This is a genomic window from Nocardioides flavus (ex Wang et al. 2016) (assembly GCF_014653115.1).
GTDB classification, from domain to species: domain Bacteria; phylum Actinomycetota; class Actinomycetes; order Propionibacteriales; family Nocardioidaceae; genus Nocardioides; species Nocardioides flavus.
On the sequence record NZ_BNAD01000002.1, the window covers coordinates 357,809 to 379,615 of the forward strand.

At 73.1% G+C, this 21,807-nt stretch carries 20 protein-coding genes and 1 riboswitch; of the genes, 7 read left to right on the top strand and 13 right to left on the bottom strand.

What is annotated here, in order from left to right:
* Positions 1–14: 14 nt before the first annotated feature.
* Positions 15–1,523, bottom strand: coding sequence for a D-alanyl-D-alanine carboxypeptidase/D-alanyl-D-alanine endopeptidase (dacB, locus tag IE200_RS06215; RefSeq protein WP_191278515.1), 1,509 nt, complete (start codon positions 1,521–1,523; stop codon positions 15–17).
* A gap of 128 nt (positions 1,524–1,651) precedes the next feature.
* Here dacB and IE200_RS06220 point away from each other — a divergent pair, with 128 nt between their 5' ends.
* The gene (locus tag IE200_RS06220; RefSeq protein WP_191278675.1) at positions 1,652–2,188 is read left to right on the top strand and encodes an inorganic diphosphatase; all 537 of its coding nucleotides are present in this window, start codon (positions 1,652–1,654) and stop codon (positions 2,186–2,188) included.
* A 3-nt stretch (positions 2,189–2,191) separates the two neighbouring features.
* Here IE200_RS06220 and sigJ read toward each other — a convergent pair whose 3' ends face one another.
* The 4 genes from sigJ to IE200_RS06235 form a co-directional block, all read right to left on the bottom strand.
* On the bottom strand, positions 2,192–2,998 hold the full coding sequence (gene sigJ, locus IE200_RS20640) for an RNA polymerase sigma factor SigJ (RefSeq protein ID WP_229856219.1): 807 nt from the start codon (positions 2,996–2,998) through the stop codon (positions 2,192–2,194).
* 56 nt (positions 2,999–3,054) lie between these two features.
* Positions 3,055–3,636 (bottom strand): carboxymuconolactone decarboxylase family protein, encoded by a 582-nt coding sequence (locus IE200_RS20645; protein ID WP_229856180.1) that lies wholly within the window; start codon positions 3,634–3,636, stop codon positions 3,055–3,057.
* A 66-nt stretch (positions 3,637–3,702) separates the two neighbouring features.
* Positions 3,703–4,386 (bottom strand): class I SAM-dependent methyltransferase, encoded by a 684-nt coding sequence (locus IE200_RS06230; protein WP_191278517.1) that lies wholly within the window; start codon positions 4,384–4,386, stop codon positions 3,703–3,705.
* Positions 4,387–4,408: 22 nt separating this feature from the next.
* Positions 4,409–6,475, bottom strand: a complete 2,067-nt coding sequence (locus IE200_RS06235) for an acyl-CoA dehydrogenase family protein (protein WP_229856181.1) — start codon at positions 6,473–6,475, stop codon at positions 4,409–4,411.
* Positions 6,476–6,510: 35 nt separating this feature from the next.
* On the opposite strand from IE200_RS06235, the gene IE200_RS06240 reads away from it, so the two are divergent.
* A complete protein-coding gene (locus tag IE200_RS06240; protein WP_191278518.1) occupies positions 6,511–7,386 on the top strand; it encodes a sulfotransferase domain-containing protein in 876 nt (291 codons plus the stop codon).
* Positions 7,387–7,404: 18 nt separating this feature from the next.
* Here the strand turns inward: IE200_RS06240 and IE200_RS06245 are convergent, their stop codons facing one another.
* From IE200_RS06245 to IE200_RS06265, 5 genes are all read right to left on the bottom strand, one after another.
* The gene (locus IE200_RS06245; protein WP_191278519.1) at positions 7,405–8,853 is read right to left on the bottom strand and encodes a C40 family peptidase; all 1,449 of its coding nucleotides are present in this window, start codon (positions 8,851–8,853) and stop codon (positions 7,405–7,407) included.
* Between the two features lie 269 nt (positions 8,854–9,122).
* Positions 9,123–10,169, bottom strand: a complete 1,047-nt coding sequence (locus IE200_RS06250) for a phosphatase PAP2 family protein (protein ID WP_229856182.1) — start codon at positions 10,167–10,169, stop codon at positions 9,123–9,125.
* Between the two features lie 21 nt (positions 10,170–10,190).
* Entirely contained in the window at positions 10,191–11,192 is a 1,002-nt protein-coding gene (locus tag IE200_RS06255; RefSeq protein ID WP_191278520.1) for an ABC transporter ATP-binding protein, read from the bottom strand.
* 4 nt (positions 11,193–11,196) lie between these two features.
* Positions 11,197–12,834, bottom strand: a complete 1,638-nt coding sequence (locus IE200_RS06260; RefSeq protein WP_191278521.1) for an ABC transporter permease — start codon at positions 12,832–12,834, stop codon at positions 11,197–11,199.
* Positions 12,831–13,910 (bottom strand): thiamine ABC transporter substrate-binding protein, encoded by a 1,080-nt coding sequence (locus IE200_RS06265; protein WP_191278522.1) that lies wholly within the window; start codon positions 13,908–13,910, stop codon positions 12,831–12,833. The genes IE200_RS06260 and IE200_RS06265 overlap by 4 nt, the downstream gene beginning before the upstream one ends.
* Positions 13,900–14,009, bottom strand: a riboswitch (TPP riboswitch). (Overlaps the previous gene by 11 nt.)
* Positions 14,010–14,051: 42 nt before the next feature.
* Between IE200_RS06265 and IE200_RS06270 the strand changes: the two genes are divergently transcribed.
* From IE200_RS06270 to IE200_RS06285, 4 genes are read left to right on the top strand one after another with little or no spacing between them, the layout of a single operon-like run.
* Positions 14,052–14,954 (top strand): alpha/beta hydrolase fold domain-containing protein, encoded by a 903-nt coding sequence (locus IE200_RS06270; RefSeq protein WP_191278523.1) that lies wholly within the window; start codon positions 14,052–14,054, stop codon positions 14,952–14,954.
* On the top strand, positions 14,951–15,397 hold the full coding sequence (locus IE200_RS06275; RefSeq protein WP_191278524.1) for a GNAT family N-acetyltransferase: 447 nt from the start codon (positions 14,951–14,953) through the stop codon (positions 15,395–15,397). The genes IE200_RS06270 and IE200_RS06275 overlap by 4 nt, the downstream gene beginning before the upstream one ends.
* A gap of 7 nt (positions 15,398–15,404) precedes the next feature.
* Complete coding sequence (locus IE200_RS06280) at positions 15,405–17,279, top strand: putative nucleotidyltransferase substrate binding domain-containing protein (RefSeq protein WP_191278525.1); 1,875 nt, start codon at positions 15,405–15,407, stop codon at positions 17,277–17,279.
* On the top strand, positions 17,276–17,911 hold the full coding sequence (locus tag IE200_RS06285) for a 3'-5' exonuclease (RefSeq protein ID WP_191278526.1): 636 nt from the start codon (positions 17,276–17,278) through the stop codon (positions 17,909–17,911). The genes IE200_RS06280 and IE200_RS06285 overlap by 4 nt, the downstream gene beginning before the upstream one ends.
* 70 nt (positions 17,912–17,981) lie before the next feature.
* Here the strand turns inward: IE200_RS06285 and IE200_RS06290 are convergent, their stop codons facing one another.
* Positions 17,982–19,667, bottom strand: coding sequence for a sodium:solute symporter family protein (locus IE200_RS06290; RefSeq protein ID WP_191278527.1), 1,686 nt, complete (start codon positions 19,665–19,667; stop codon positions 17,982–17,984).
* Complete coding sequence (locus tag IE200_RS06295; protein ID WP_191278528.1) at positions 19,664–19,942, bottom strand: DUF4212 domain-containing protein; 279 nt, start codon at positions 19,940–19,942, stop codon at positions 19,664–19,666. The genes IE200_RS06290 and IE200_RS06295 overlap by 4 nt, the downstream gene beginning before the upstream one ends.
* A gap of 292 nt (positions 19,943–20,234) precedes the next feature.
* On the opposite strand from IE200_RS06295, the gene IE200_RS06300 reads away from it, so the two are divergent.
* Positions 20,235–20,687 (top strand): hypothetical protein, encoded by a 453-nt coding sequence (locus tag IE200_RS06300; protein ID WP_229856183.1) that lies wholly within the window; start codon positions 20,235–20,237, stop codon positions 20,685–20,687.
* Here the strand turns inward: IE200_RS06300 and IE200_RS06305 are convergent.
* Positions 20,615–21,745 carry an aldehyde dehydrogenase family protein gene (locus tag IE200_RS06305; RefSeq protein ID WP_191278529.1) on the bottom strand — a complete coding sequence of 377 codons (1,131 nt, stop codon included), beginning with the start codon at positions 21,743–21,745 and terminating at the stop codon, positions 20,615–20,617. The genes IE200_RS06300 and IE200_RS06305 overlap by 73 nt on opposite strands.
* Positions 21,746–21,807: the final 62 nt, after the last annotated feature.

Consider the following 21,807-nt stretch of genomic DNA (forward strand, 5'->3'; position numbering starts at 1 on the left):
TCGTGAGTGCCGGCTCACCCAGCGGCAGGAGCGGAGCAGCGGCAGGCCGCGAGCGCGGCGGCGGCGCGGTCGAGCGCCTCCTGCGCGTCGTAGCGCTCCTCGGGCGGCGACCTGTCGGCGCCGAGGACGAACGCCATCGGGACCCCGTCGCGCCCGACCACGACGCCGGCGAGGGCGTGGACTCCGGTCAGCGTCCCGGTCTTGGCGCGGACCAGGCCGCGCGCGAGGGCCGGGCCCTCGGCGAAGCGGTAGGTCAGCGACCCGGTGAAGCCCGCCACGGGCATCCCGGTGAGCAGGCTGCGCGCGTCCTCGCCCGCGGGCCCGGCCGCGTGCTGGAGCAGCCCGACGAGGGTGGAGGTGGAGACACGGTTGCGGCGCGAGAGGCCGGAGCCGTCGTACACCTCGTCGGCGGCGACGTCGATGCCGAGGCCGCCGAGGGTCTGGAGCACGCCGGCGGCACCCCCCTCGAACGACCCTGTCCCCGAGGTCGCCAGACCGACCTGGTGGGCGAGGACCTCCGAGCCCTCGTTGTCGCTGACGTCGAGGATCCGCTCGGCGACCTGCGACAGCGGCGCGCTCTCGGCGGCCGCGAGCTCCTCGGCGTCGGGTGGGGCGACGGCTGGCCGTGGCTGGCCGGACACCCGTACGCCGGCCGCGCGCAGGGCGTCGACGAAGACCCGGGCGGAGGCGAGCGACGGGTCGTCCTGCTTGAGGTCGCTGTCGGGCTCGTCGCCCCCGTCGACCATCAGCGCGGTGATCGGGGCGACGATGTCGTCGGGGACGTAGTCGCGTCGCCAGGCCGGGTTGTCGGTCGGCCCGGTGAAGAGGCTGTCGTCGAAGCGCACCCGCACCGGGCCGTCCCCGAGCGCCTCGGCCGTCTCGAGGGCCAGCGTCGTGACGTCGGCGCGGGCGGGGTAGGTGGCCCCGGCCTCGGCGAGCGTGAGCGGCCTGCTCGCCAGGAGGGGGTCTCCCCCGCCGACGAGGACGACCTCGCCCGCACGCTCGCCGCGCACCACCCGCGTGGTGAAGGTGTGGTCGGGGCCGAGGACCTCGAGCGCGGCGCCTAGGGTGAGGAGCTTCGTCGTCGAGGCCGGCAGGTAGCGGCCGTCGCCCGAGGTCCACGACGGCGCCCCGGGCGCGAGCGGCGCCACCTCTGCGACGACGTGGCGCCCCAGGTCGGGGTCGGCGAGGTCGGCGGACAGGGCCGCGGCGACGCGGGCCGGGTCGAGCCGCGGCGCGGCGGCGGGGTCGAGGACGATCCCAGCGGGGTCGTCGCCGGCGTCGTCGGCGGGAGGTGACCACGCGGGCAGGTCCAGCCCGGCCGGCACGAGCACCTGCTCCGGCTCGGTGACGGGGTCGGCGGCGAGCCACGGGAGATGGCGCTGGCCCCACTCGAACCGGTAGGCACCCACGCCCGCTGCCAGCAGCGCGAGGACGAGCAGCGGAGCCAGCCAGTTGCGGAGGAATCCACCCGAGTGGCGTACGTCACGTCCCCGACGTTTCGACCCTCTCGCTTCGCGCATCGGACCCATTGTGCGCGACACTGCCCCCAGACAACGCGTCGGGTGAGTGCCGGACGCGACGGGGCTCGATCTCGGGCCCGACCGTGACTGGGCCCGATGGCGTGCCGGAGAGTGTGGAGGAAGACGTGCTGACGTTCGACGTGCTGGTGGAGATCCCCAAGGGTGAGCGCAACAAGTACGAGGTCGACCACGAGACCGGGCGCATCCGCCTGGACCGCATGCTCTTCACCTCGACGGCCTACCCGGCCGACTACGGCTTCATCGAGAACACCCTCGGCCAGGACGGCGACCCGCTCGACGCGCTCGTGATCCTCCAGTCCCCGACCTTCCCGGGCTGCCTCATCGAGTGCCGGGCGATCGGCATGTTCCGGATGACCGACGAGGCCGGCGGCGACGACAAGGTGCTGTGCGTGCCCGCGCACGACCCGCGCCTGGAGCACCTGCGCGACATCAACCACGTCTCCAAGTACGACCGGCTCGAGATCCAGCACTTCTTCGAGGTCTACAAGGACCTCGAGCCCGGCAAGTCCGTGGAGGGCGCCGACTGGGTCGGCCGGACCGAGGCCGAGCTCGAGGTGCAGGCCTCCTTCGAGCGCTTCAAGACCGAGGGCCACGGCAACGACCTCGACAACATCGCCGACGACAGCCTCGGCGAGGACGCCTGAGCCTCATCGGCTGAGGCCCACCTCCTCGTCGACCGCACGCAGCTTGTCGGGGTTGCGGACCAGGAACAGTCGCGTCACGACGCCGTCCTCGACGAGCATGGTGCCGACCCCGTCGCGCTGACCGCCGACCACGAACTGGATCGCCGGGGACCCGTTGAGCCAGACCGGCTCGAGCTCGAGCGCCTCGGGCGTGACGGCGGTGAGGAAGCGGAGCACCTTCTCGCGGCCGATGATCGGGTTGAGCGCAGCCTTGACCCGGCCGCCGCCGTCGGTCATCAGCACCACGTCCGGCGCCAGCGCGTCCATCAGGCCCTGCAGGTCGCCGGTCTGGGTGGCGGCCCGGAAGCGCTCGATCACAGCGTCGCGCTCCGCCGGGCTGACCGAGGCCCATGGCCGCCGCTCGGCCACGTGCGCACGCGCCCGGCTGGCGACCTGCCGCACCGCCGGCTCGGACTTGCCGACCGCCTCGGCGATCTCGGCGTACGGCACGTCGAAGACCTCGCGCAGCACGAACACCGCCCGCTCGGTCGGCGGCAGCGTCTCGAGCACCAGCAGCATCGCGGTGGAGACGCTGTCGGCGAGCTCGACGTCCTGCGCGACGTCGGGGGCGGTGAGCAGCGGCTCGGGCAGCCACGTGCCGACGTAGTCCTCGCGGCGGCGCGCAAGAGTTCGCAGCCGGTTGAGCGCGAGCCGGGTGGTCATCCGGACGAGGTAGGCGCGCGGGTCGCGCACCTCGTGGGCCGGAACGTCGGCCCACCGCAGCCAGACCTCTTGGAGGACGTCCTCGGCATCGGCGGCCGAGCCGAGCATCTCGTAGGCGACGGTGAAGAGCAGGGCGCGGTGCGCGGTGAAGGCCTCGGTCTGCGTCACGGAGCCATCGTGCCCGTCTCGGCGAGCGGCAGCTCGCACACGTCGCTGAACCCCTGGCTCGCCAGGCCCATCGCCGAGTTGAACCGGGACCGCTCGTTCTCCACGGCCACCATCATCGTCAGCTCGACCACCGCTGCGTGGCCCAGCCGGCGGTCGAGGGCGGCGACCATCTCGTCGGTGACCTCCGGCGGCGTCGCGGTCATCGCCTCGGCGTAGGCCATCACGTCGCGCTCGAGCTCGGTGAAGACACCGGACTCGCGCCACCGGGGCACCTCGCGCACCTTGGCCTCGTCGAGGCCCCGGGTGTGGGCCATGAAGTAGCCGAAGTCCAGGCACCACGAGCACCCGATCGCGCCCGCGCTGGCCATCTCGGCGTACGCCTTGAGGTGCGGGTCGAGCGCGTTCCACCGCGCGACCTTCTGCTCGAAGCCGAAGACCGCCCGCATGACGGGCTTGTGGTGCCAGAGCACGTAGGCGTTGTCGGGAACCTTGCCCCACATCCGCCGGGCGACGCGGGTCATGAGCGCGCCGTACGCGCCGTCGAGGGTGGCCTGCGGGATCCTGAACTGGCTGGGCATGTCGTCTCCTGTGTCGAAGGGCCGGTGCCATGAAGACACCGCCCACCCCGGACCTGTGACAGCCGCTCAGTCCTTGACGGCGCGGAAGTAGCCGATGCCGCCGCTCATCTCCACGCGCGCACCGGGCGCCCCTGCCGCGGCGAGCCAGCGCCGGGCGTCAGCCGCGGTGCACATCGGGCCGAGCACCTGCGAGAGCCGGCCCGCGGCGTGCACCAGCCCATAGCGCCGCTCCAGGCCGCGGAACGAGCCGGTGAACAGTGCGCTTCCCGTGATGGTCCCGCCCGGCCGGAGCACACGCACCATCTCGGTGATCGCGCGGTGCGGGTCGGGCAAGACGTGCAGGCCGGTGAAGGTCGCGACGAGGTCGAAGGAGTCGTCGGCAAAGGGCAGGTGCCCGACGTCGGCCAGCGTCGTGGTCACCTGGTCGTCGACGCCGAGGCGCGCGGCGGTGACGTGCGCCCGCTGCAGCATCCGCGGGGAGATGTCGGCGGCGACGAGGCTGAGGTCACCGCCGGGGCGCAGGCCCCGCAGTGCGATCCCGCTCCCGGTCGGCACGTCGAGGACGCGCGAGCCACCGGGAAGATCGCCGATCTCGCGGACCGCGGCGTACAGGTGGGTGATGTCGGTGCCGAGCCCGAGGCGCCACAGCGGGGCGCCGAGCGCCGGGTGCTCGACGAGGAGCGGGTAGACCTTCGCCCACAGCGGGTCCTCGCTCCAGGCGCCGACGAGCCCGTTCCGGCGGATGCGCATCGGTCCTCCTCGGGTCGCCCCGTCAGGCGTCCTGCCCGATCGGCCACCCCAGCAGCTCGGGGCTGCGGAGCATCTCCTCCGGCACCCCGAAGGCGTCGACGAGGTCGACCGCGAGCGGGCGGATCTTGCGGCACAGCGCGTTGACCTCCCGGCTGATCGCCTTGGAACGCGCGCTCGAGAGCCGCCCGTGCTCCATGAACCAGGCCCGGTCGGCCTCGATCGTGGTCAGCGCGTGGAGGTCGCACAGCAGGTTGAGCGCGACCTTGAGGTCGCCGTCGGGGAGGGCGGCGGCCTTCTGCACGAACGCCTCCAGCACCAGCCGCTCGGTGTGGGCGCGCGCCGCGGCGATGACGTGGTCCTGCACGCGCGAGAAGACGGCGCCGGGGTCCATCCCCTGGTCGACACCGCGCTTGAGCCGCCGCGCGACGCCGCCGATCATGTGCTCCTCGCGGAACCGGAGCATCGCGAGCTGGTAGTTGGGGTCGAGGAGGCCCGCCTCCTGGTCCCAGTGGTCGCCGCCGGGCAGCAGGTCGCGCACGGACTGGACGAGCTTGTGCACCGCAGTGCGCTCGACGACGGTCTCGACCGCGATCCCGGCGACGAAGCGGGCCATGCCGAGCTGGTCGAGGTCCTCGAACTCTCCGGCGTAGTCGGTGAGCAGGCCCTTGGCGACGAGCTGCAGCAGGACGTGGTTGTCGCCCTCGAAGGTGGTGAAGACGTCGGTGTCGGCCTTGAGCGCGGCGAACCGGTTCTCGCTGAGGTAGCCCGCGCCGCCGCACGCCTCGCGGCACTCCTGGATGGTGCGGGTGGCGTGCCAGGTGCCGAGCGCCTTGGTGCCGGCGGCGCGCGACTCGAGCATGCGCCGGGCGTGCTCGTCGGCACCCTCGTCGGTGGGGCCCGGGCCCGAGAAGACGTCGTGGAGCTGCGCGGCGACGACCTCCTGGGCGAAGTGCAGCGCGTAGGTCCGCGCGATGAGCGGCAGCAGCCGGCGCTGGTGCATGCCGTAGTCGAGCAGCACCTGCTCCTCGTCGGGCGAGACCGCCTCGAACTGGCGCCGCCGCTCGGCGTAGCGGGTCGCGATGGTGAGCGCGACCTTGGCGGCATTGATGCCCGCGCCGCCGACGCAGACGCGACCCTGGACGAGGGTGCCGAGCATGGTGAAGAAGCGCTTGTTGGGGTTGTCGATCGGCGAGAGGTAGCGGCCCTCGGGGGTGACCTCGGCGAACTGGTTGAGCAGCGCTGTGCGGGGCACCCGTACGCCGTCGAACCACAGCCGGCCGTTGTCGACGCCGTTGAGGCCCATCTTGGGCCCGCAGTCCTCGATGCGTACGCCGTCGAGGACCCGGCCGTCCTCTCGGATCGGCACGACGAAGGCGTGCACGCCGTGGCGCTGCTCGCCGACCTCGAGCTGCGCGAACACCACCGCGAGCTCGGCGTGGGTGGCCGCGTTGCCGATGTAGTCCTTGCGGCTGACGTCGTCGGGCGTGGTGATCACGAACTCCTGCGACGCGGTGTCGTACGTCGCCACCGTGCCGAGGGCCTGGACGTTGGAGCCGTGGCCGCTCTCGGTCATCGCGAAGCAGCCCATGGTGCGGCCGCTGACGAGGTCGGCGAGGTAGGCGTCGTGGTGGGTCTTCGTGCCGAGCTGGAGGATCGCGCCGCCGAACAGACCGAACTGGACGCCGACCTTGACCAGCACCGACAGGTCGCCGAAGGCGAGGGTCTCGAAGGCGGCGATCGAGGCACCGATGTCGCCCCCGCCGCCGTACTCCTCGGGGAAGCCCATGCCGGTCTGCCCGGTCGCGGCCATCATCACCACGACGTCCTTGACCCGCTCGCGGAAGTCGGCGGTGGACATCTGCTCCTCGTCGAGGAGCACCTGCGCGTGCTCGGCGAGGTTGGCGCGCACGAGGTCGCGGACCTCGCGGTAGCGGCCGTCGAGCACCGCGCGGAGGGCGTCGACGTCGACCTCGGGCTGCCGGTAGCCCTTGTCCGCCGGGACGTCGGCGTCGTCGACGTGGGCCGTCGCGGCCTCGGGCTCGACGGTGGGCATCTCGTCGGCGATGGGTGGGACCTGGTCGGTTGCCATTCACCCACGGTAGCCATGCCGGTAGGTTCACCGCGATGAACGTGTCAGATGCCACTGCTCCGGGCGACGGGCTCGGGTCGATGGCCTACAACTTCGCGGTCGTCGGCGTGCAGAAGGGCGGCACGTCGACACTCGCCGTCACGCTCAACCAGCACCGGCTGGTGTGCCAGGCGCCCGACAAGGAGCGCCACTACTTCGACGACGAGACCGTCGACTGGTCGGCCCCCGACCACGAGCGGGACTACACCGCGCCGCGGCGAGCCCGCGTCCACCGGTTGCTGGGCGACGCCTCGCCCACCTACCTCTACTGGCCGCACGCGCTCGAGCGGATGCGCGCCTACAAGCCCGACATGCCGCTCATCGCCGTCTTCCGCGACCCGCTCGAGCGGCTCTTCTCCCACTGGGTGATGCTCCGCTCGCGCAACCTCGCGTGGCCGGACTGGCCCGACTTCCTCACCGAGTGGCCGCACACGTCGCTGCCCGACGAGGTGCCCGACGACGTACGCACCATGCGGTGGCGGCACATGACGGGGCTGGCGCGCGGGTTCTACGGCGAGCAGCTGCAGCGCGGCTTCGAGCTGTTCGACCGGCGGCAGTGGCTGCTGCTGGAGCTGCGCTCGATGCTGGGCGACTTCGCCGCCACCGTGGACCGTACGACCGACTTCCTCGACCTGCCGCGCTTCGAGCAGGTCCCGCCGCTGAAGAACTGGCACGCCGGCGCCGCGCAGGTGCCCGGCACCGCCCCGACCGCCGAGGACCTCGCCCGGGTGGCCGAGGTCTATGCCAAGGACCTCGCGCTGTTCGAGGAGCTGTCCGGGATCGACACCTCCGCGTGGCCCACCCGGCGCATCCTCGACGGCGACATGGAGCCCGGGGAGCTGGCGGCGAGGTTGGCCCGGAAGGTGCGCTGAGCCGGCGCCGGGGCCGCGTCAGGGGCGGGCGAAGAAGTCCGGTGCCCGCCAGGCGTACATCGACTCCTGGGTGACCGGTCGGCCGGTGCGCGGCGCGTGGATGACCTGGCCGTCGCCGATGTAGAGCGCCACGTGGTAGATCGAGCTCGCGCTGCTCGACGAGCCCCAGAAGACCAGGTCGCCGGGTGCGAGCTGGCTCGCGGTGATCTTCGTCGACTGGGTGTACTGCGCGACGGAGTAGTGGGGCAGCGACTTCCCGCCCTTCGACCACGCCACCGAGGTCAGGCCCGAGCAGTCCCAGGCGTCCGGCCCCGCTGCCCCCCAGGAGTACGGGTCGCCGATCTGGGCCCGGGCGAACGCGATCGCCGCTGCTGCGCCGCCCGAGGCCGGCGGCGGCGTCGGGGTCGGCGTCGGAGGCGGGGTGGGCGTGGGGGTCGGCGTCTGTGTGGGGGTGGGGGTCGGGGCCGGAGTCGGGGATGGGGTCGGAGTCGCAGGGGCGGTCGGCGTCGGAGTCTGCGTCGGAGTGGCGGTCGGCGTCGGAGTCTGCGTCGGGGTGGGGGTCGCGGTGGCCGTCGGAGTGGCGGTCGCAGGGGGAGCCGGGGCCGCCGGCTCCTGCACCTGCTCCTGGGCCGCTGCCTCGGCCGCGGCCTGCGCTGCCGCTGCCGCCGCCTCGGCCGCTGCCGCCGCCTCGGCCGCGGCCTGCTCGAGGGCCGCCTGGCGCCGCTGGGCCAGCCGGACGCTGATGCCCTCGAGCTCGGCGAGCTCGGCGATCAGGTCCGCCTTCGTGGCGGCGACCGACTCGGCCCGGGCGACGGCGGCGGCCTGCGCGGCAGCCGCGGCGGCACGCGCCGCCGCTGCGTCGGCCTTGGCCCGGGTGGCTCGTTCGGCGGCCTGCGCAGCGGTCGTCGCCGTGACCTCGGCGACGGCGGAGGACGCGATGAAGGAGTCGTACTGGTGGTCCAGCGCCTCCGAGGTGTTGCCCATCGTGACCGTGCGGTCGATCAGCGCCTCGACGCCGTCGGCCTCCACGAGCGCGGAGAGGCCCTGCAGCTGGGTGCCCTCCTCGTAGGAGCGCACCACGGTCGCGGCATAGAGCTCGCGCTGCCGCTCGACGTCCTCGCGGGCCGTCGTCGCCGCGGCGTCGGCCGCCGCGGCATCCGTTCGCGCCTGCTCGGCGCGCCAGCGGGCACCGTTCCAGGCCTCGGTGGCCCGGGCGGCGTCGTCGCCGGCAGCGTCCAGCGCCAGGTCGGCACGGATCAGGTCCGCCTGGACGGCCGCCACGTCGCGGCCCTTCTCGGCTGCGCGCTGCTGCGCCGCAGCGACGTCGCCCTCGCTGGGCACCGGGTCCTCGGCGTACGCCCCCTGCCCGGCACCCACGGCCAGTCCGGCCACCAGGACGACGCTCGCCCAGCGCGACGTCGTACGTCCTGGCGCGCTCTGGTGGTGCGGTGGCGGTACGGAGGGCACGGGCGGTTACCTTGGCTGGTCGCGGACCGTGCGACTTCCCCATCGCACGGGTAACGCGAAGCACGTTAGTGAACTTTTGTCACACTGGGAACACATTCCTCATCTTTTTCATCTTCCAACGGCGTGTCGGCTTGCAAACTACAGCCGTGTAGTCCCCCGTGTCGCGGGCGGAGCAACCACCGGTCACCCGGTGGTTGCTGAACTTCCAGTCCGTTGCAACCGGTGATAAGTCGACGAACCACCGGGTAACCGGTGGTTCCGACAGAGGGTCAGTCGGCGTCGACCGGCACCTGACGGGTCGTCGAGGTCGGATGGGACGACAACCCGTGTCGGTCGAACTTCTGCCCGCTCGCGAGCCCGCCGAGCCAGAAGGAGAAGAGCGCGATCACGACGCCCGCGAGGTCGTCGGCGATGTAGTGCCAGCCGAAGTAGAGCGTGGCCACCACCGTGATGGCGAAGTTGGCCCAGAAGACGATGTGCAGCACGCGGTTGCGCAGGGTGTACTGGACCATCAGCGCGACGAGCAGGGTGATCGCGACATGCAGCGAGGCGAAGCCCGCCACCGACTGCACCGCCCCCTCGGCGCCCTTGCGCAGCACGCCGTCGCGGCCGTACGACAACGCGTCCATCAGCGCGCTCGAGCCCGTCTCGGGCAGGTCGGTGTAGAGGTAGCTGTACTGGAAGCCCGGGCCGAGGGTGGGCAGCGCGTAGTAGGACGCGGTGCCGATCGACCAGGCCAGGCACTGCGAGGTGGCGAACCAGTAGCCGAAGGTGATGTTGCGCGACCACACCAGCCAGGCGGCGAGAGCGAGCGGCACGAGCGGCAGGAACCACAGGTAGATCGTGGACAGCACATGCGCGGAGAACCCGGTGCCGAAGACGGTGTGCAGGATCGTGGCCGGCTCGTGGCCGAACATCAGCGCCCGGTCGATCAGGTGCAGCTCGCGGTCGTACTTGTCCTCGCCCATCAGGAAGGGCAGGAAGGACTTGAGGTTCCGGTAGCAGACGTAGGTGATGTAGAAGCACACCAGCCCGAGGACCACGAGGACCATCCGCTCGCGGTCCCAGTGGGTGCGGATCCGCTCGCGCACGATGTCGGGCATCAGCGCCGGCTTCATCCGCGAGTACCACAGGGTGCGCGGCAACAGGTCGAGCAGGAACGCGCCGAGGACCAGCAGCGGCAGCCTCAGCCACGACGGGCCCAGGAAGCCCTCGGGGTCGACGAGCGGCCGGTCGAGCGCGAACGACGCGGTCAGCGCCAGCGCTCCCATGACTGCTGCGACCCCCACGAGCAGGGCATAGGCCGGTCTGTACACGGACGCCAGTGTAGGGACGGCTCAGGACGCGTGGCTGATCGGCAGGACCGCGAGCCTGGTCACGTCGACCCGCAGCGCGACCTCGTCGCCCGGCGAGGTGCGGCTGCCCAGCGCCGCGACGGCGTCGACCCTGCCGACCTCCTCGACGTCGACCACCAGCCGGACCACCTCGGGGGTCACCCGCGCCGACTCCACGACCGCGCGCAGGTCGCCGCCAGGGTCGACGACCAGGGCGGAGCGGCGCAGCGCGACGGCGTACGCCGGGGGCAGGCCGGCAGCCGACAGCACGCGTGCTGCCGCGTCCTCGCGCAGCACCGAGGCGTACCCGAGGAACAGGGCAGTCTCCTCGTCGACCGGCTCGCGCCAGACCTCGCCGATCGCCCCCTGCTGCACGACGCGCCCCGCGCGCATCACCGCAAGCCGGTCGGCGAGGGCAAAGGCCTCGTCGTGGTCGTGGGTGACCAGCAGCGCGGTCGTCCCGGCCTCGCGGAGGATCGAGCGCAGGTCTCCGGCGAGGCGCTCGCGCAGCGTCGCGTCGAGTGCGGACAGCGGCTCGTCGAGCAGGATCAGCCGCGGCTCCACCGCCAGTGCGCGGGCGAGCGCGACCCGCTGCCGCTCGCCACCGGACAGCGTGCCGGGCAGCCGGTCGTCGTAGCCTGCGAGCCCGACGAGGTCGAGCAGCTCACGCACCCGGGCCGCGACCCGCGCCGCGGGCGTACGCCGCAGCCGCAGCGCGTAGGCCACGTTGCGGGCGACGGTGAGGTGGCCGAACAGCTGGCCGTCCTGGAACATCAGCGCGAAGCCGCGCTTGTGGGTGGGCGTGCCGGCGAGGTCCGCGCCGTCCCACGAGATCGACCCCGACGACAGCGGCTCGAGCCCCGCGACCGCGCGCAGGAGGGTCGACTTGCCGCAGCCGGAGGGGCCGAGCACGGCGAGCACCTGTCCGGGGGCCAAGTCGAGGGACACCGCGTCGACGGCGGCGGTGTCGCCGTAGCGCACGGTGACGTCGGTGAGCTGCAGCATGGTCCTAGAACGCTCCCACACCCGGCACCCGCAGCCGCTCGACGGCCAGCACGACCGCGGCCGTGGCGGCGGCGAGGACCACGGACGCCGCCAGGGCCATGCCGTAGTTCATCTCCCCCGGATGGCCGATCAGCCGGAAGATCACGACCGGGAGCGTGGGGCTCTCGTCGCGGGCGAGGAAGGACGTCGCGCCGAACTCGCCCAGCGAGGCGGCGAACGCGAACCCGCTGGCAGCGAGCATCGGCTTCCACACGACCGGCAGGTCGACGGTCAGCAGGGTGCGCCACGCGGACGCGCCGAGCGAGGCCGCCGCCTGTCGCTGGCGGTCGTCCACGCCTGCGAGGACCGGCGCGAGCGTGCGCACGACCAGCGGCAGCGCGACCAGCGCCTGCGCCATCGGGACCAGCAGCGGGGAGTCGCGCAGGTCCAGCGGGGGTGCGTCCAGGGTGATCAGGAAGCCGAAGCCGAGGGTCACCGCGCTGACGCCGAGGGGCAGCATGAAGAAGCCGTCGAGGCCCGCGCGCACCCGACGCTCGGCGGGCGAGTGCGAGCGGCGCGTGACGATGATCGACACCAAGGTGCCGACGAGCAGCGCCATCCAGGTGGCGTCGACGGCGGTGCGCAGGCTGGTCGCCAGCGCGGCGGTGACCGGCACGAGCAGCGCCTGGTCGTCGCCGGGGGTGGTGAGCGCGCGGTAGTTGTCGAGACCCCAGCCGTCGCCCACCGACAGGGACCCGGCGACCAGGGTGAGGAGCGGCAGGAGCATGGCGCCGAGCACCAGCAGCGTGGCGACGACGACGGGTGCGTCGGAGCGGCGTACGGGGCGCACCGGTGAGACGGTGCGCTGGGCCGTCGGGTCGGGCGTCGCGCGCAGCCGCGCGGCGAGGGCGAGGAGGCCGACGACCACCACGATCTGGACCACCGACAGCGCGGCGGCCGCCTGCAGGTCGAAGATCGTCGTGGTCAGCAGGTAGATCTCGGTCTCGACGGTCGCGTAGCGCACGCCGCCGAGGGTCAGCACGATGCCGAACGCCGTGGCGCAGAAGAGGAAGACGATGCTGGCCGCGCCCACGATCGCCGGGCGCAACGCGGGCAGGGTGACGGTGCGCAGCACCTGCCACGGTGACGCTCCGAGCGCGGCGGCGGCCTGCCCGGGACGGGGGTCGAGCGACTCCCACGCGACCCCGACCGTGCGCACGACGACCGCGACGTTGAAGAACACCAGCCCGCACACGATCGCCACCGGCGTGCCGTCGAGGCCGAGGAAGCCCAGTGGCCCGCCCTCGCCGAGCAGCTGGCGGAACGCGACGCCCACCACGACGGTGGGCAGCACGAACGGCACCAGCAGCGCGGCCCGCACCGCGGCCCGACCCGGGAGCGCGAGCCGGTGCAGGGCGTACGCCGCGGGCAGGCCGAGCACGACGGCGAGCAGCGTCGCGGTGCCGGAGGTCCACACGGTGAACCACGCGACCCGGCGCACGCGCGGGCGCGCCAGGACGTCGAGCACCGCCCCCGGCGCGAACCGCCCGTCGACCACGAAGCCCTCCGCGACCATGCCGGCGACCGGCAGGACGAACAGCACGCCGAGCACCAGCACCGGCCCTGCGGCGAGGGCGAGGAGCGCGGCCAGGCGACGGGTCATCGCGACACGACGTCGGTCCACTCCGTGAGCCACTGCTCGCGGTTGGCGGCGATCTCCTCCGGGGACACCTCGTAGGGGTCGGTGGGCTGCGGGGCGAACTCGGCCCAGTCGTCGGGCACGGTCGCGCCGGGCATCACCGGGAAGACGTACATCGACTCCGGCAGAGCGCTCTGCACCTCCTCGCTCAGCATCCAGTCGACCAGGGCGGCGGCGCCCTCCGGGTTGTCGGCGCCCGCCAGCACGCCGGCGTACTCGACCTGGCGGAAGCAGGTGTCGAGCAGCGCCGCCGTGGTGGTGCGCCCGTCGGTGACCGTGAACGCCGGGGACGAGTCGTACGACACCACGATCGGCCGGGTGCCGCGCTCGGCCCCGGCGGTGAAGTCGCCGTAGTAGGCGTCCTCCCAGCCGTCGACGACCTTGGCGCCGTTGGCCAGCAGGTCGGTCCAGTAGTCGGGCCAGTCGTCGCCGTACGCCGCGACCGTGGCGAGGAAGAAGGCCATGCCGGGGCTGCTGGTCGAGGCGCCGGGGGTGACCAGCAGGTCGGCGTACGCCGGGTCGGTGAGGTCGTCGAGCGTCCGCGGCGGTGTGAGGCCCTCCGCCTCGAACCAGTCGGTGTCGACGTTGACGCACACGCTGGCGGAGTCGATCGGGACGAGCCGGTCGCCACCCTCGGCGAGGACGTACTCCTCCGGGGGCGTGGCGGTGGTGGTCACCTCGGCGAAGGCGCCCTCGCCGAGCGGGCGCGAGGCGAAGGTGTTGTCGATCCCGAAGGCCGCGTCGGCGATCGGGTTGTCGGCGGTGAGGCTGAGCTTGGTGGCCAGCGTGCCGGCGTCGCCGGCGGCACGGACCTCGAGGTCGTAGCCGCTCTCCTCCTCGAAGGCCCGCACCAGCTTCTTGGGCAGCGTGAAGGACTCGTGGGTGGCGAGGACGACGGTGCCGCCGGCCTCGCCGGGGCCGGACGACGACGACGGCTCGGTGGCGGTGGGCCCGTCGCCGCCTCCCCCGGCCAGGCTGCAACCACCCAGCAGCAGGGCCGCCGAGGTGGCGAGGGCGATGCGGACGCGTGCGTGCTTCATCTGGACTCCCTTGCGCCGGTGCTAACCGGATCAGGTTCGGAGGGTCTGCGGCTGGTCCGCACTCTCAGCACGCCTGCGCGTGCTCCCCTGTCTTCTGTCCCTCACCCTAGCGCCGGCCCCGCAGGCCCCTACGCTGCGTCCATGCCGAGCCGCCGCCACGACCTCCTCGCCGCCCTGATCCCGCGCCTGCGCCGCGCGCGGGAGATCGACAGCGAGCCGCAGGAGCGGGCCCGCGTCGAGGCGTCGCACCGGACGCTGAACCCGACGCTGCCGACGCGCGCGGTGCCCGGCTTCGCGCGCCGCTGGGACCACGCGGTCACCGACCTCGGTTTTCCGTGCCACGTCCTCACGCCACGGGGCCGCCCGGTGACGCGGACGCTCTACTACGTGCACGGCGGCGGGTTCACCGCGCCGATCGACCCCTTCCACGTGCGCTACGCGACCCGGCTCGCCGACGCGATCGGTGCGCGGGTCGTGATGCCCGACTACCCCCTCGCCCCCGAGCACTCCTGGCGCGACTCCCACGACGCGCTCGTCGACGACCTGGCCCGCTGGACCTCCGAGCCGGGTGGCGCGGTGCTCGCCGGCGACTCCGCCGGCGGCGGGATCGCCCTCGCCCTGGCGCTGTCGGTGCGCGAGCGCGGGCTGGTGCCCGCGACGCACCTGGTCCTCCACGCGCCGTGGGTCGACCTGACCACCTCGACCGAGGAGGAGACGCGGGCCGCCGACGCGATCGACCCGTGGCTGTTCTACGGCAAGCTCGAGGCGTACGCCGGGTGGTGGGCCGGCACGCCCGACGACCTGGCGCGCCCCGAGGTCTCCCCCGCCCTCGCCGACCTCTCGGGGCTGCCGCGCGGCCTCGTGCTGTGGGGCACCCGCGACCTGCTCGCGCCGGGGTGCCGGCTGCTCGCGCGGCGCGCGGTCGAGGACGGCTGGGACCTCACGACGGTGGAGGAGGCAGACCTCATCCACGTCTACGGGCTGCTGCCGGTCGGCCCGGAGGCGCGGCGCGCCTTCGGGCAGGTCGTGGACTTCGTCCGGTGAGGGTGCTGGTCGCCGGAGCCGCCGACCTGCCGGTGCGCACGGCGTACGAGGTGTGGCGACTGCGGCAGGACGTGTTCGTCGTCGAGCAGGACTGCCCCTACCCCGACCTCGACGGACGCGACCTCGAGGACGGCACGCGCCACGTCGTGCTGCTCGACGACGACGGCGCGGTGACCGGCACCCTGCGGGTCCTCGACGACGGTGACGCGGCGCGCATCGGCCGCGTCGTCGTGGCGCCCTCCGGCCGCGGGCGCGGGCTGGCGGCGCTGATGATGGACGAGGCGATGGCCCTGTGCGGCGACCGCGAGGTGCGCCTCGACGCGCAGGCCGGGCTGGCGGGGTTCTACGAGGCGTACGGCTTCGAGGTGGCGGGCCCTGCGTTCGACGAGGACGGGATCCTGCACGTGCCGATGCGTCGACCGCGCGGGGACGGGTCGCCATGATGGGACCGTGCCCCTCAACGTCGAGCTCGCGGAGATCCGCGACTTCCTCGCCTCCCACGCACCCTTCGACTCGCTCCCGGCCGCCGTCCTGGAGTCGGTCCCGCCCCGCCTGAGCGTCGGCTACCACCGGCGCGGCACGGTGGTGCTGGCGGAGGGGAGCACCCCGGCCGAGCTGCTGGTGGTGCGGTCGGGGGCCGTCGAGCTCCGTGACCGCGACGGCGAGCTCGTCGAACGGGGCGCAGCCGGCACCTGCGTCGGCGGCGCCGCGCTGGCCACCGGAGCGCCCCAGCCGGTCACCGTGAGCGCGATCGAGGACACCCTGGTCCTGGCCGTCCCCGCCGACCTGTTCCACGAGCTGACCGGGCAGCACCCGGACTTCGCGTCCTTCTTCGAGCACCGCGCCGGACGCCTGCGCGACGCCGTCACCCGGCAGCGGCAGGAGGTGAGCGTGACCGACCGGTCGGTGCTGTCCAAGTCGGTGCGCGAGCTCGTCGCCCGGGCACCGGTGAGCATCCGCGCCGACGCCTCCGTGCTGGAGGCCGCCCGGCTGATGACCGCCGAGCGGATCTCCTCGGTGCTGGTCACCGACGGCGCGGGCCTCGTCGGGATCCTGACCGACCGCGACCTGCGCACCCGGGTCCTGGCGGCCGCCCACGACCCCGCGAGCCCGGTCTCGACGGTGATGACGCCGGACCCGACGACCACCACTTCCGACACCCCTGCCCTGGAGGCGCTGCTCGAGCTGGTCCGGCGCAACATCCACCACCTGCCCGTCGTCGAGGACGGACAGCCGGTCGGCATGGTCACGGCCACCGACCTGCTCCGCCTCCAGCAGGCCAACCCGGTGTTCCTCGTCGGCGACCTCGCCAAGGCCCACGACGTCGCCACGGTCGCCGAGCTCGCGACCCGGCTTCCGGGCGTCGTCGTCGGGCTCGTGCGGCAGGGCACGTCGGCCCACGACGCCGGCCGCGTCGTCACGAGCGTCGGGGACGCCATCGAGCAGCGGGTCATCGCGCTCGCCGAGGCCCGGCTCGGTGCACCGCCGGTGCCGTACGCCTGGGTGACCCTGGGCTCCCGGGCCCGCTTCGAGCAGGCACTCGGCGCCGACCAGGACCACGCGCTGGTGCTGCACGACGACTACCGGCCCGAGGTGCACGCGACCTGGTTCGGCGAGCTCGCCGAGCTGGTCACGAGCAGCCTGGAGACCGTCGGCTACCCGCGGTGCCGCGGCGGCAAGATGGCCAGCAACCCGCAGTGGCGCCAGCCCCTCGCCACGTGGCGCGACAACGTGGGGCGCTGGACCCGCACCCCGACGCCCGACGCGGTCCTGGAGGCCAGCGTGTTCTTCGACCTGCGCCACCAGCACGGCGACCCCGGCCTGACCGCCGAGCTGGTGGCGGTGCAGCGGCGCTCGGCGCAGGGCTCGCCGATCTTCCTCGCGCACCTGGCCGCGGCGGCGGCCTCGCACCACACCCCCCTCGGGTTCTTCCGCGGCCTGGTCGTGGAGCGTACGGGCGAGCACCGCGACGCGCTCGACGTCAAGCGCGGCGGGATCAACACGATCGTCGAGATCGCCCGCCTGCACGCGCTGGCCTGCGGGTCCGGGGCGACGTCGACCGTCGCCCGGCTGGAGGACGCCGTGGAGGCCGGTCGGATCAGCCCGGTGCTCGGGGCCGACCTGCGCGACGCGTGGGAGTTCCTCGCCCACCTGCGGCTGCGCCACCAGGTCGAGCAGGTCCGCGCAGGCAGCCCCGCCGACAGCTGGGTGGACCCGTCGGCGCTCAGCCACTTCGAGAAGCGCCACCTCAAGGCGGCCTTCGGCGTCATCCGGTCCGCGCAGGGCGCCATCGCCCAGCACTACCCCGTCCGCGAGATGACGTGAGGCCCGACGACCGGACCCCGCTCGACCGGTTGGGCCTGCTCGCGGTGGACCTCGAGACCACCGGTCTCTCCCCGGCCCGCGACCACGTGCTGGCAGTGGGCTGGGTGCCGGTCGACGGGGCGCGCATCGACCTCTCCGGGGCCCGGCGCCACGTCGTACGCCGCGACGACCCCGGCGACGCGGTCACCATCCACGGCCTGACGCACGACGACCTCGGGGAGGGACGGCCGCTGGCGGAGGTGCTGGCCGACCTGGAGCGCGCCCTGTCCGGGCGCGTGCTCCTGGCCCACCACGCCCCGTTCGAGCTCGCCTTCCTCGACGCGGCCTTCCGCAGCGTCGGCAGGCGTCCCGCGCTCCCGGCGGCCGTGTGCACCCTCGAGCTGCAGCGGCGCCTGGTCGCGCGCCACCGTGAGCCGGGCCCCGGCGAGCTGCGCCTGTGGCGGGCCCGGGAGCGCCACGGGCTGCCGGTGACCGCCGCCCACGACGCCCTCGGCGACGCACTGGCCTGCGCCGAGCTCTACCTGGCGCAGAGCGCCGAGCTCGCTGCGGACCGCACGCTGTGCCTGCGCGACGTACGACGCCACGAGCCCTGGCTGGACCGCCTCCGGACCTGGTGGCGCGCCCGCCGCTGAGCAGTCACGCCGGCAGACCGCGGCGCCGGGGCGGTGGCCGCCCCGGCGTCGACGATCCTTCACACCTGCGTCAGTGCACGTCGCCCTGGGCGTGCTTGGCGACGAGCTCGGTCCGGCCGGGGTAGCGGATCTCCTCGACCAGCTCCTGCATCTGGGGGCTGGGCTTCGGGGTGAACTGCGAGACGATGATCGTCACCGCGAAGTTGATCAGCATGCCGATCGTGCCGAAGCCGGTCTCCAGGATCCCGAACACGCCCTCCCCGTTGCCGTAGATGTCGATCGTCCACAGCATGTAGGCCATCGTCGTGACGAGTCCGGCGAGCATGCCCGCCGTCGCGCCCATGGCCGTGCAGTTCTTCCAGAAGATGCCGAGCACCAGGATCGGGAAGAAGCTGGCCGCCGCCAGCCCGAAGGCCAGTGCCACGACCTGGGCCACGAACCCGGGCGGGTTGATGCCGAGGTAGCCGGCGACCACGATCGCGCCGGCCATGGCGATGCGACCGACCATGAGCTGGCGGGCCTCGGTGGCCTGGGGGTTGATCTTCTTGAAGTAGACGTCGTTGGCGACCGCGCTGGAGATGACCAGCAGCAGACCCGACGCCGTGGACAGCGCTGCAGCGAGGGCGCCGGCCGCCACCAGGCCGACGATCGGGGCCGGGAGGCCGCCGATCTCGGGCGAGGCGAGCACGATGATGTCGTTGTTGATCAGGATGTCGCCGTAGCCCACCGTCGCGTCGGACGGCAGTGCCGAGATCGCCGAGCCGTCGGCCTGCGTGATGAGGCCGACCTCCGACCACGTGTTGAACCACGACGGCATGTCGCTGAGCGCGGTGCCGTTGACGTCCTCGATGATCTGCAGCTTGCTGAACGCCGCCACCGACGGGGCGGTGGTGTAGAGCAACGCGATGAAGAACAGCGCCCACAGGGCGGAGTACCGCGCGGCACGCACGCTCTTGGCGGTGTAGAAGCGGACGATCACGTGCGGCAGGCCCGCGGTGCCGAACATCAGCGACGCGGTGATCAGCAGCATGTTGAGCATGTTGGTGCTGCCGAAGGCCGCGGTGTACTCGGGGATGCCGAGCTCGGTCTGCAGCGCGTCGAGCTCGGCGAGGATCGTGCCGAAGCCGATCTGCGGGATCGGCACGTCGGTGACCTTCGCCGACACCGCGACGGCCGGGATCAGGTAGGCGATGATCAGCACGGTGTACTGCGCCACCTGGGTCCAGGTGATGCCCTTCATGCCGCCGAGCACGGCGTAGAAGAACACGATGGCCATGCCGATGATGACGCCCGTGGTCGGGTCCACCTTGAGGAACCGGGTGAACACCAGGCCGACGCCCGCCATCTGGCCCGCGACGTAGACGAACGACACCACGATGGCGGCGACGACCGCCACCAGCCGCGCGGTCTCGTTGTAGCGGTCACCCACGAAGTCGGGGATCGTGTACTTGCCGAACTTGCGCAGGTACGGCGCGAGCAGGAGCGCGAGGAGCACGTAGCCGCCGGTCCAGCCCATCAGGTACACGGAGCCGCCGTAGCCGTTGCCGGCGAAGGCGATGATGCCGGCCATCGAGATGAACGACGCGGCGCTCATCCAGTCGGCCGCGATCGCGGCACCGTTGGCCGGCGCCGGGATGCCGCCGCCGGCGACGTAGAAGCCGGACGTGGTGCTCACTCGGCTCCGGTAGGCGATGAAGATGTAGAGCGAGAACGTGATGAGCACGAAGACGAGCGTCCACAGCTGGATGTCGCTCATGAGTGGTGCACCTCCTCCTCGTACTCGTCGATGCCGAACTCGGCGTCGAGCTTGTCCATGCGCACCACATAGACAGCGATCAGCACCACGAAGGTGATGATCGATCCCTGCTGGGCGAACCAGAAGCCCAGCGGGAAGCCGGCGACCTCGATCTCGTTGAGGGGCTCAACGAAGAGGATGCCCGCACCGAACGACACGAGCGCCCAGATCACGAGCAGCACGGCCATCAGTCTCAGGTTGCGGCGCCAGTAGTCCCGGCGCTGGTGTTCGTCCACGGTGTCCTCCAGTGCTGACGTCTCGGAGTTGCGTGTCCGGCAGCGAAACAGCGCGGCGGGAGGGGGTCAAGGCGCCGATGTGACGCCAGTCACAGTTTTCGCCGAGCGGTAGGAATCGGTCGGCGGGTGGCGACGGCGGCCGTCCGGGAGGCCGCGATCCGGTGGTAGAGCGCCGTTCGTCGTGAAGGACCGACCGTTCGTCGCGCTCCAGCCGTCCGTTCGGCGCGTACGTCGACCGGCCGCCGACGTCCGCTGACGCCGGACGGCGGGCCCCGTTCCGTACAGTCCACCCATGAGCGGTGCAACGGCGAGGACTGCGGTCCGTACGCGACGCAGGCCCGATCCCGCGAGGCGTCGCCTGGCCGGCGCGGTCGCAATGGTCGCGTTCGGCTCGTTCCTGCCGTGGATCGACACGGCCGTCGGCTCGGTGTCAGGAGCCCGCGGGGCGGGGCTGTGGACGTTCTACGCCGCGATGCTCGGCCTCGCGGGGGCGATCGTCCCGCTGCGCAGGGTGGCGGCGGTGCAGGCGGCGGTCTTCGCCGGCGTGGCGCTCGTCGTCCCCCTCTGGCAGGTGGTGCACCTGCTCACGCTGGTCGGCACCGACGGCTGGGTCCCCGGCCCGGGCCTGGTGCTGGTCCTCGGCGGTGGCGTGCTGGCCGCGGCCGCGACCGCTCAGCTCTTCCGCCCGTCGGCGACCACCATCAGCACCGGGCCGAGCACCTCCTCGCGCACCAGCCGGGACTGAGGCGTCAGCCCGCCGATCACGGTCGGGGCGAACCACCACCCGGCACGGTCGAGGGCGTGCCCTCCGAGCACGACGTCGCCGCCCTCGGAACGGGCGAGGTCGACGTAGCGCCGCACCCGGTCGCGCGCCACGACCGAGCGGAGCGGCCCGCACACCGTGCCGGGGTCCGCGGGGTCGCCGAGGGCGACCTCCGACATGGCCGTGACGGCGGCATCGAGCGCTTCGGCGTAGCGGTGCGAGGGCACGACCACGGTGGCCGGGACCCGGCACGCCTGGCCGGCGTTGGCGGCGACCGCGACCGCGGCCGCGGAGACCACCGCGGCGAGGTCGGCGTCGTCGGCGGCGTCGACGGTCAGCGCGCCACCGAGGTCGAGGCGTACGCGCTTGCCGGCGCGCTCGGCGGCGTGCTGCACCCGTTCGCCGGCCACGGCCGACCCGGTGAACGAGACCTCGTCGACACGCTCGTCGAGCGTCAGGGCGATCGCGACGTCGACGTCGCGCGTGGTCAGCACGTTGAGGACGCCGCGGGGCAGGATGTCGAGCGCGATCCGGCCGAGCTCGATCGCCGCGGCGGCCGCCTCCGGCGCTGGCTTGAGGACGACGGTGCCGCCACTGGCCAGGACCCTCCCGACCTCCTCGACGGCCACGGCGAGGGGGGACGTGGCAGGAGTGACGACGGCCGTCACACCGGCGGTCGCGCCGGGCAGCTCCCCGCGGAGGGATGCGATCGGGGCGTCGAGGTAAGCGGCGCGCAGGGCGACGGGCACCCCCGTCTCCGCCGCCATGAGGGCGACGAGGTCGTCGGCACGGTCCAGCAGCGCGGCCTGCAGGCGCCTGATCGTGGCGGCGCGCAGCGCAGCGTCGGTGCTCCACGGGGTGGCGTCGAAGGCGCGGCGCGCGGCGGCGACGGCAGCGTGCGCCTCGGTGACGCCGGCGTCCGGGACGTCCCAGAGGGTCTCGGCCGTCGCGGGGTTGCGCGCGGCGTACGTCCACCCCTCCGCCGTCGGCTGGCCCACGCCGTCGATCGGCAGCCCCCGAGGCCGGGCGTGCTTGCTCATGGGACAACTCCACCATGTCGCGGTGGCCGGACCCATCACCCGGTCGTCCGGTGGTCCCCGGC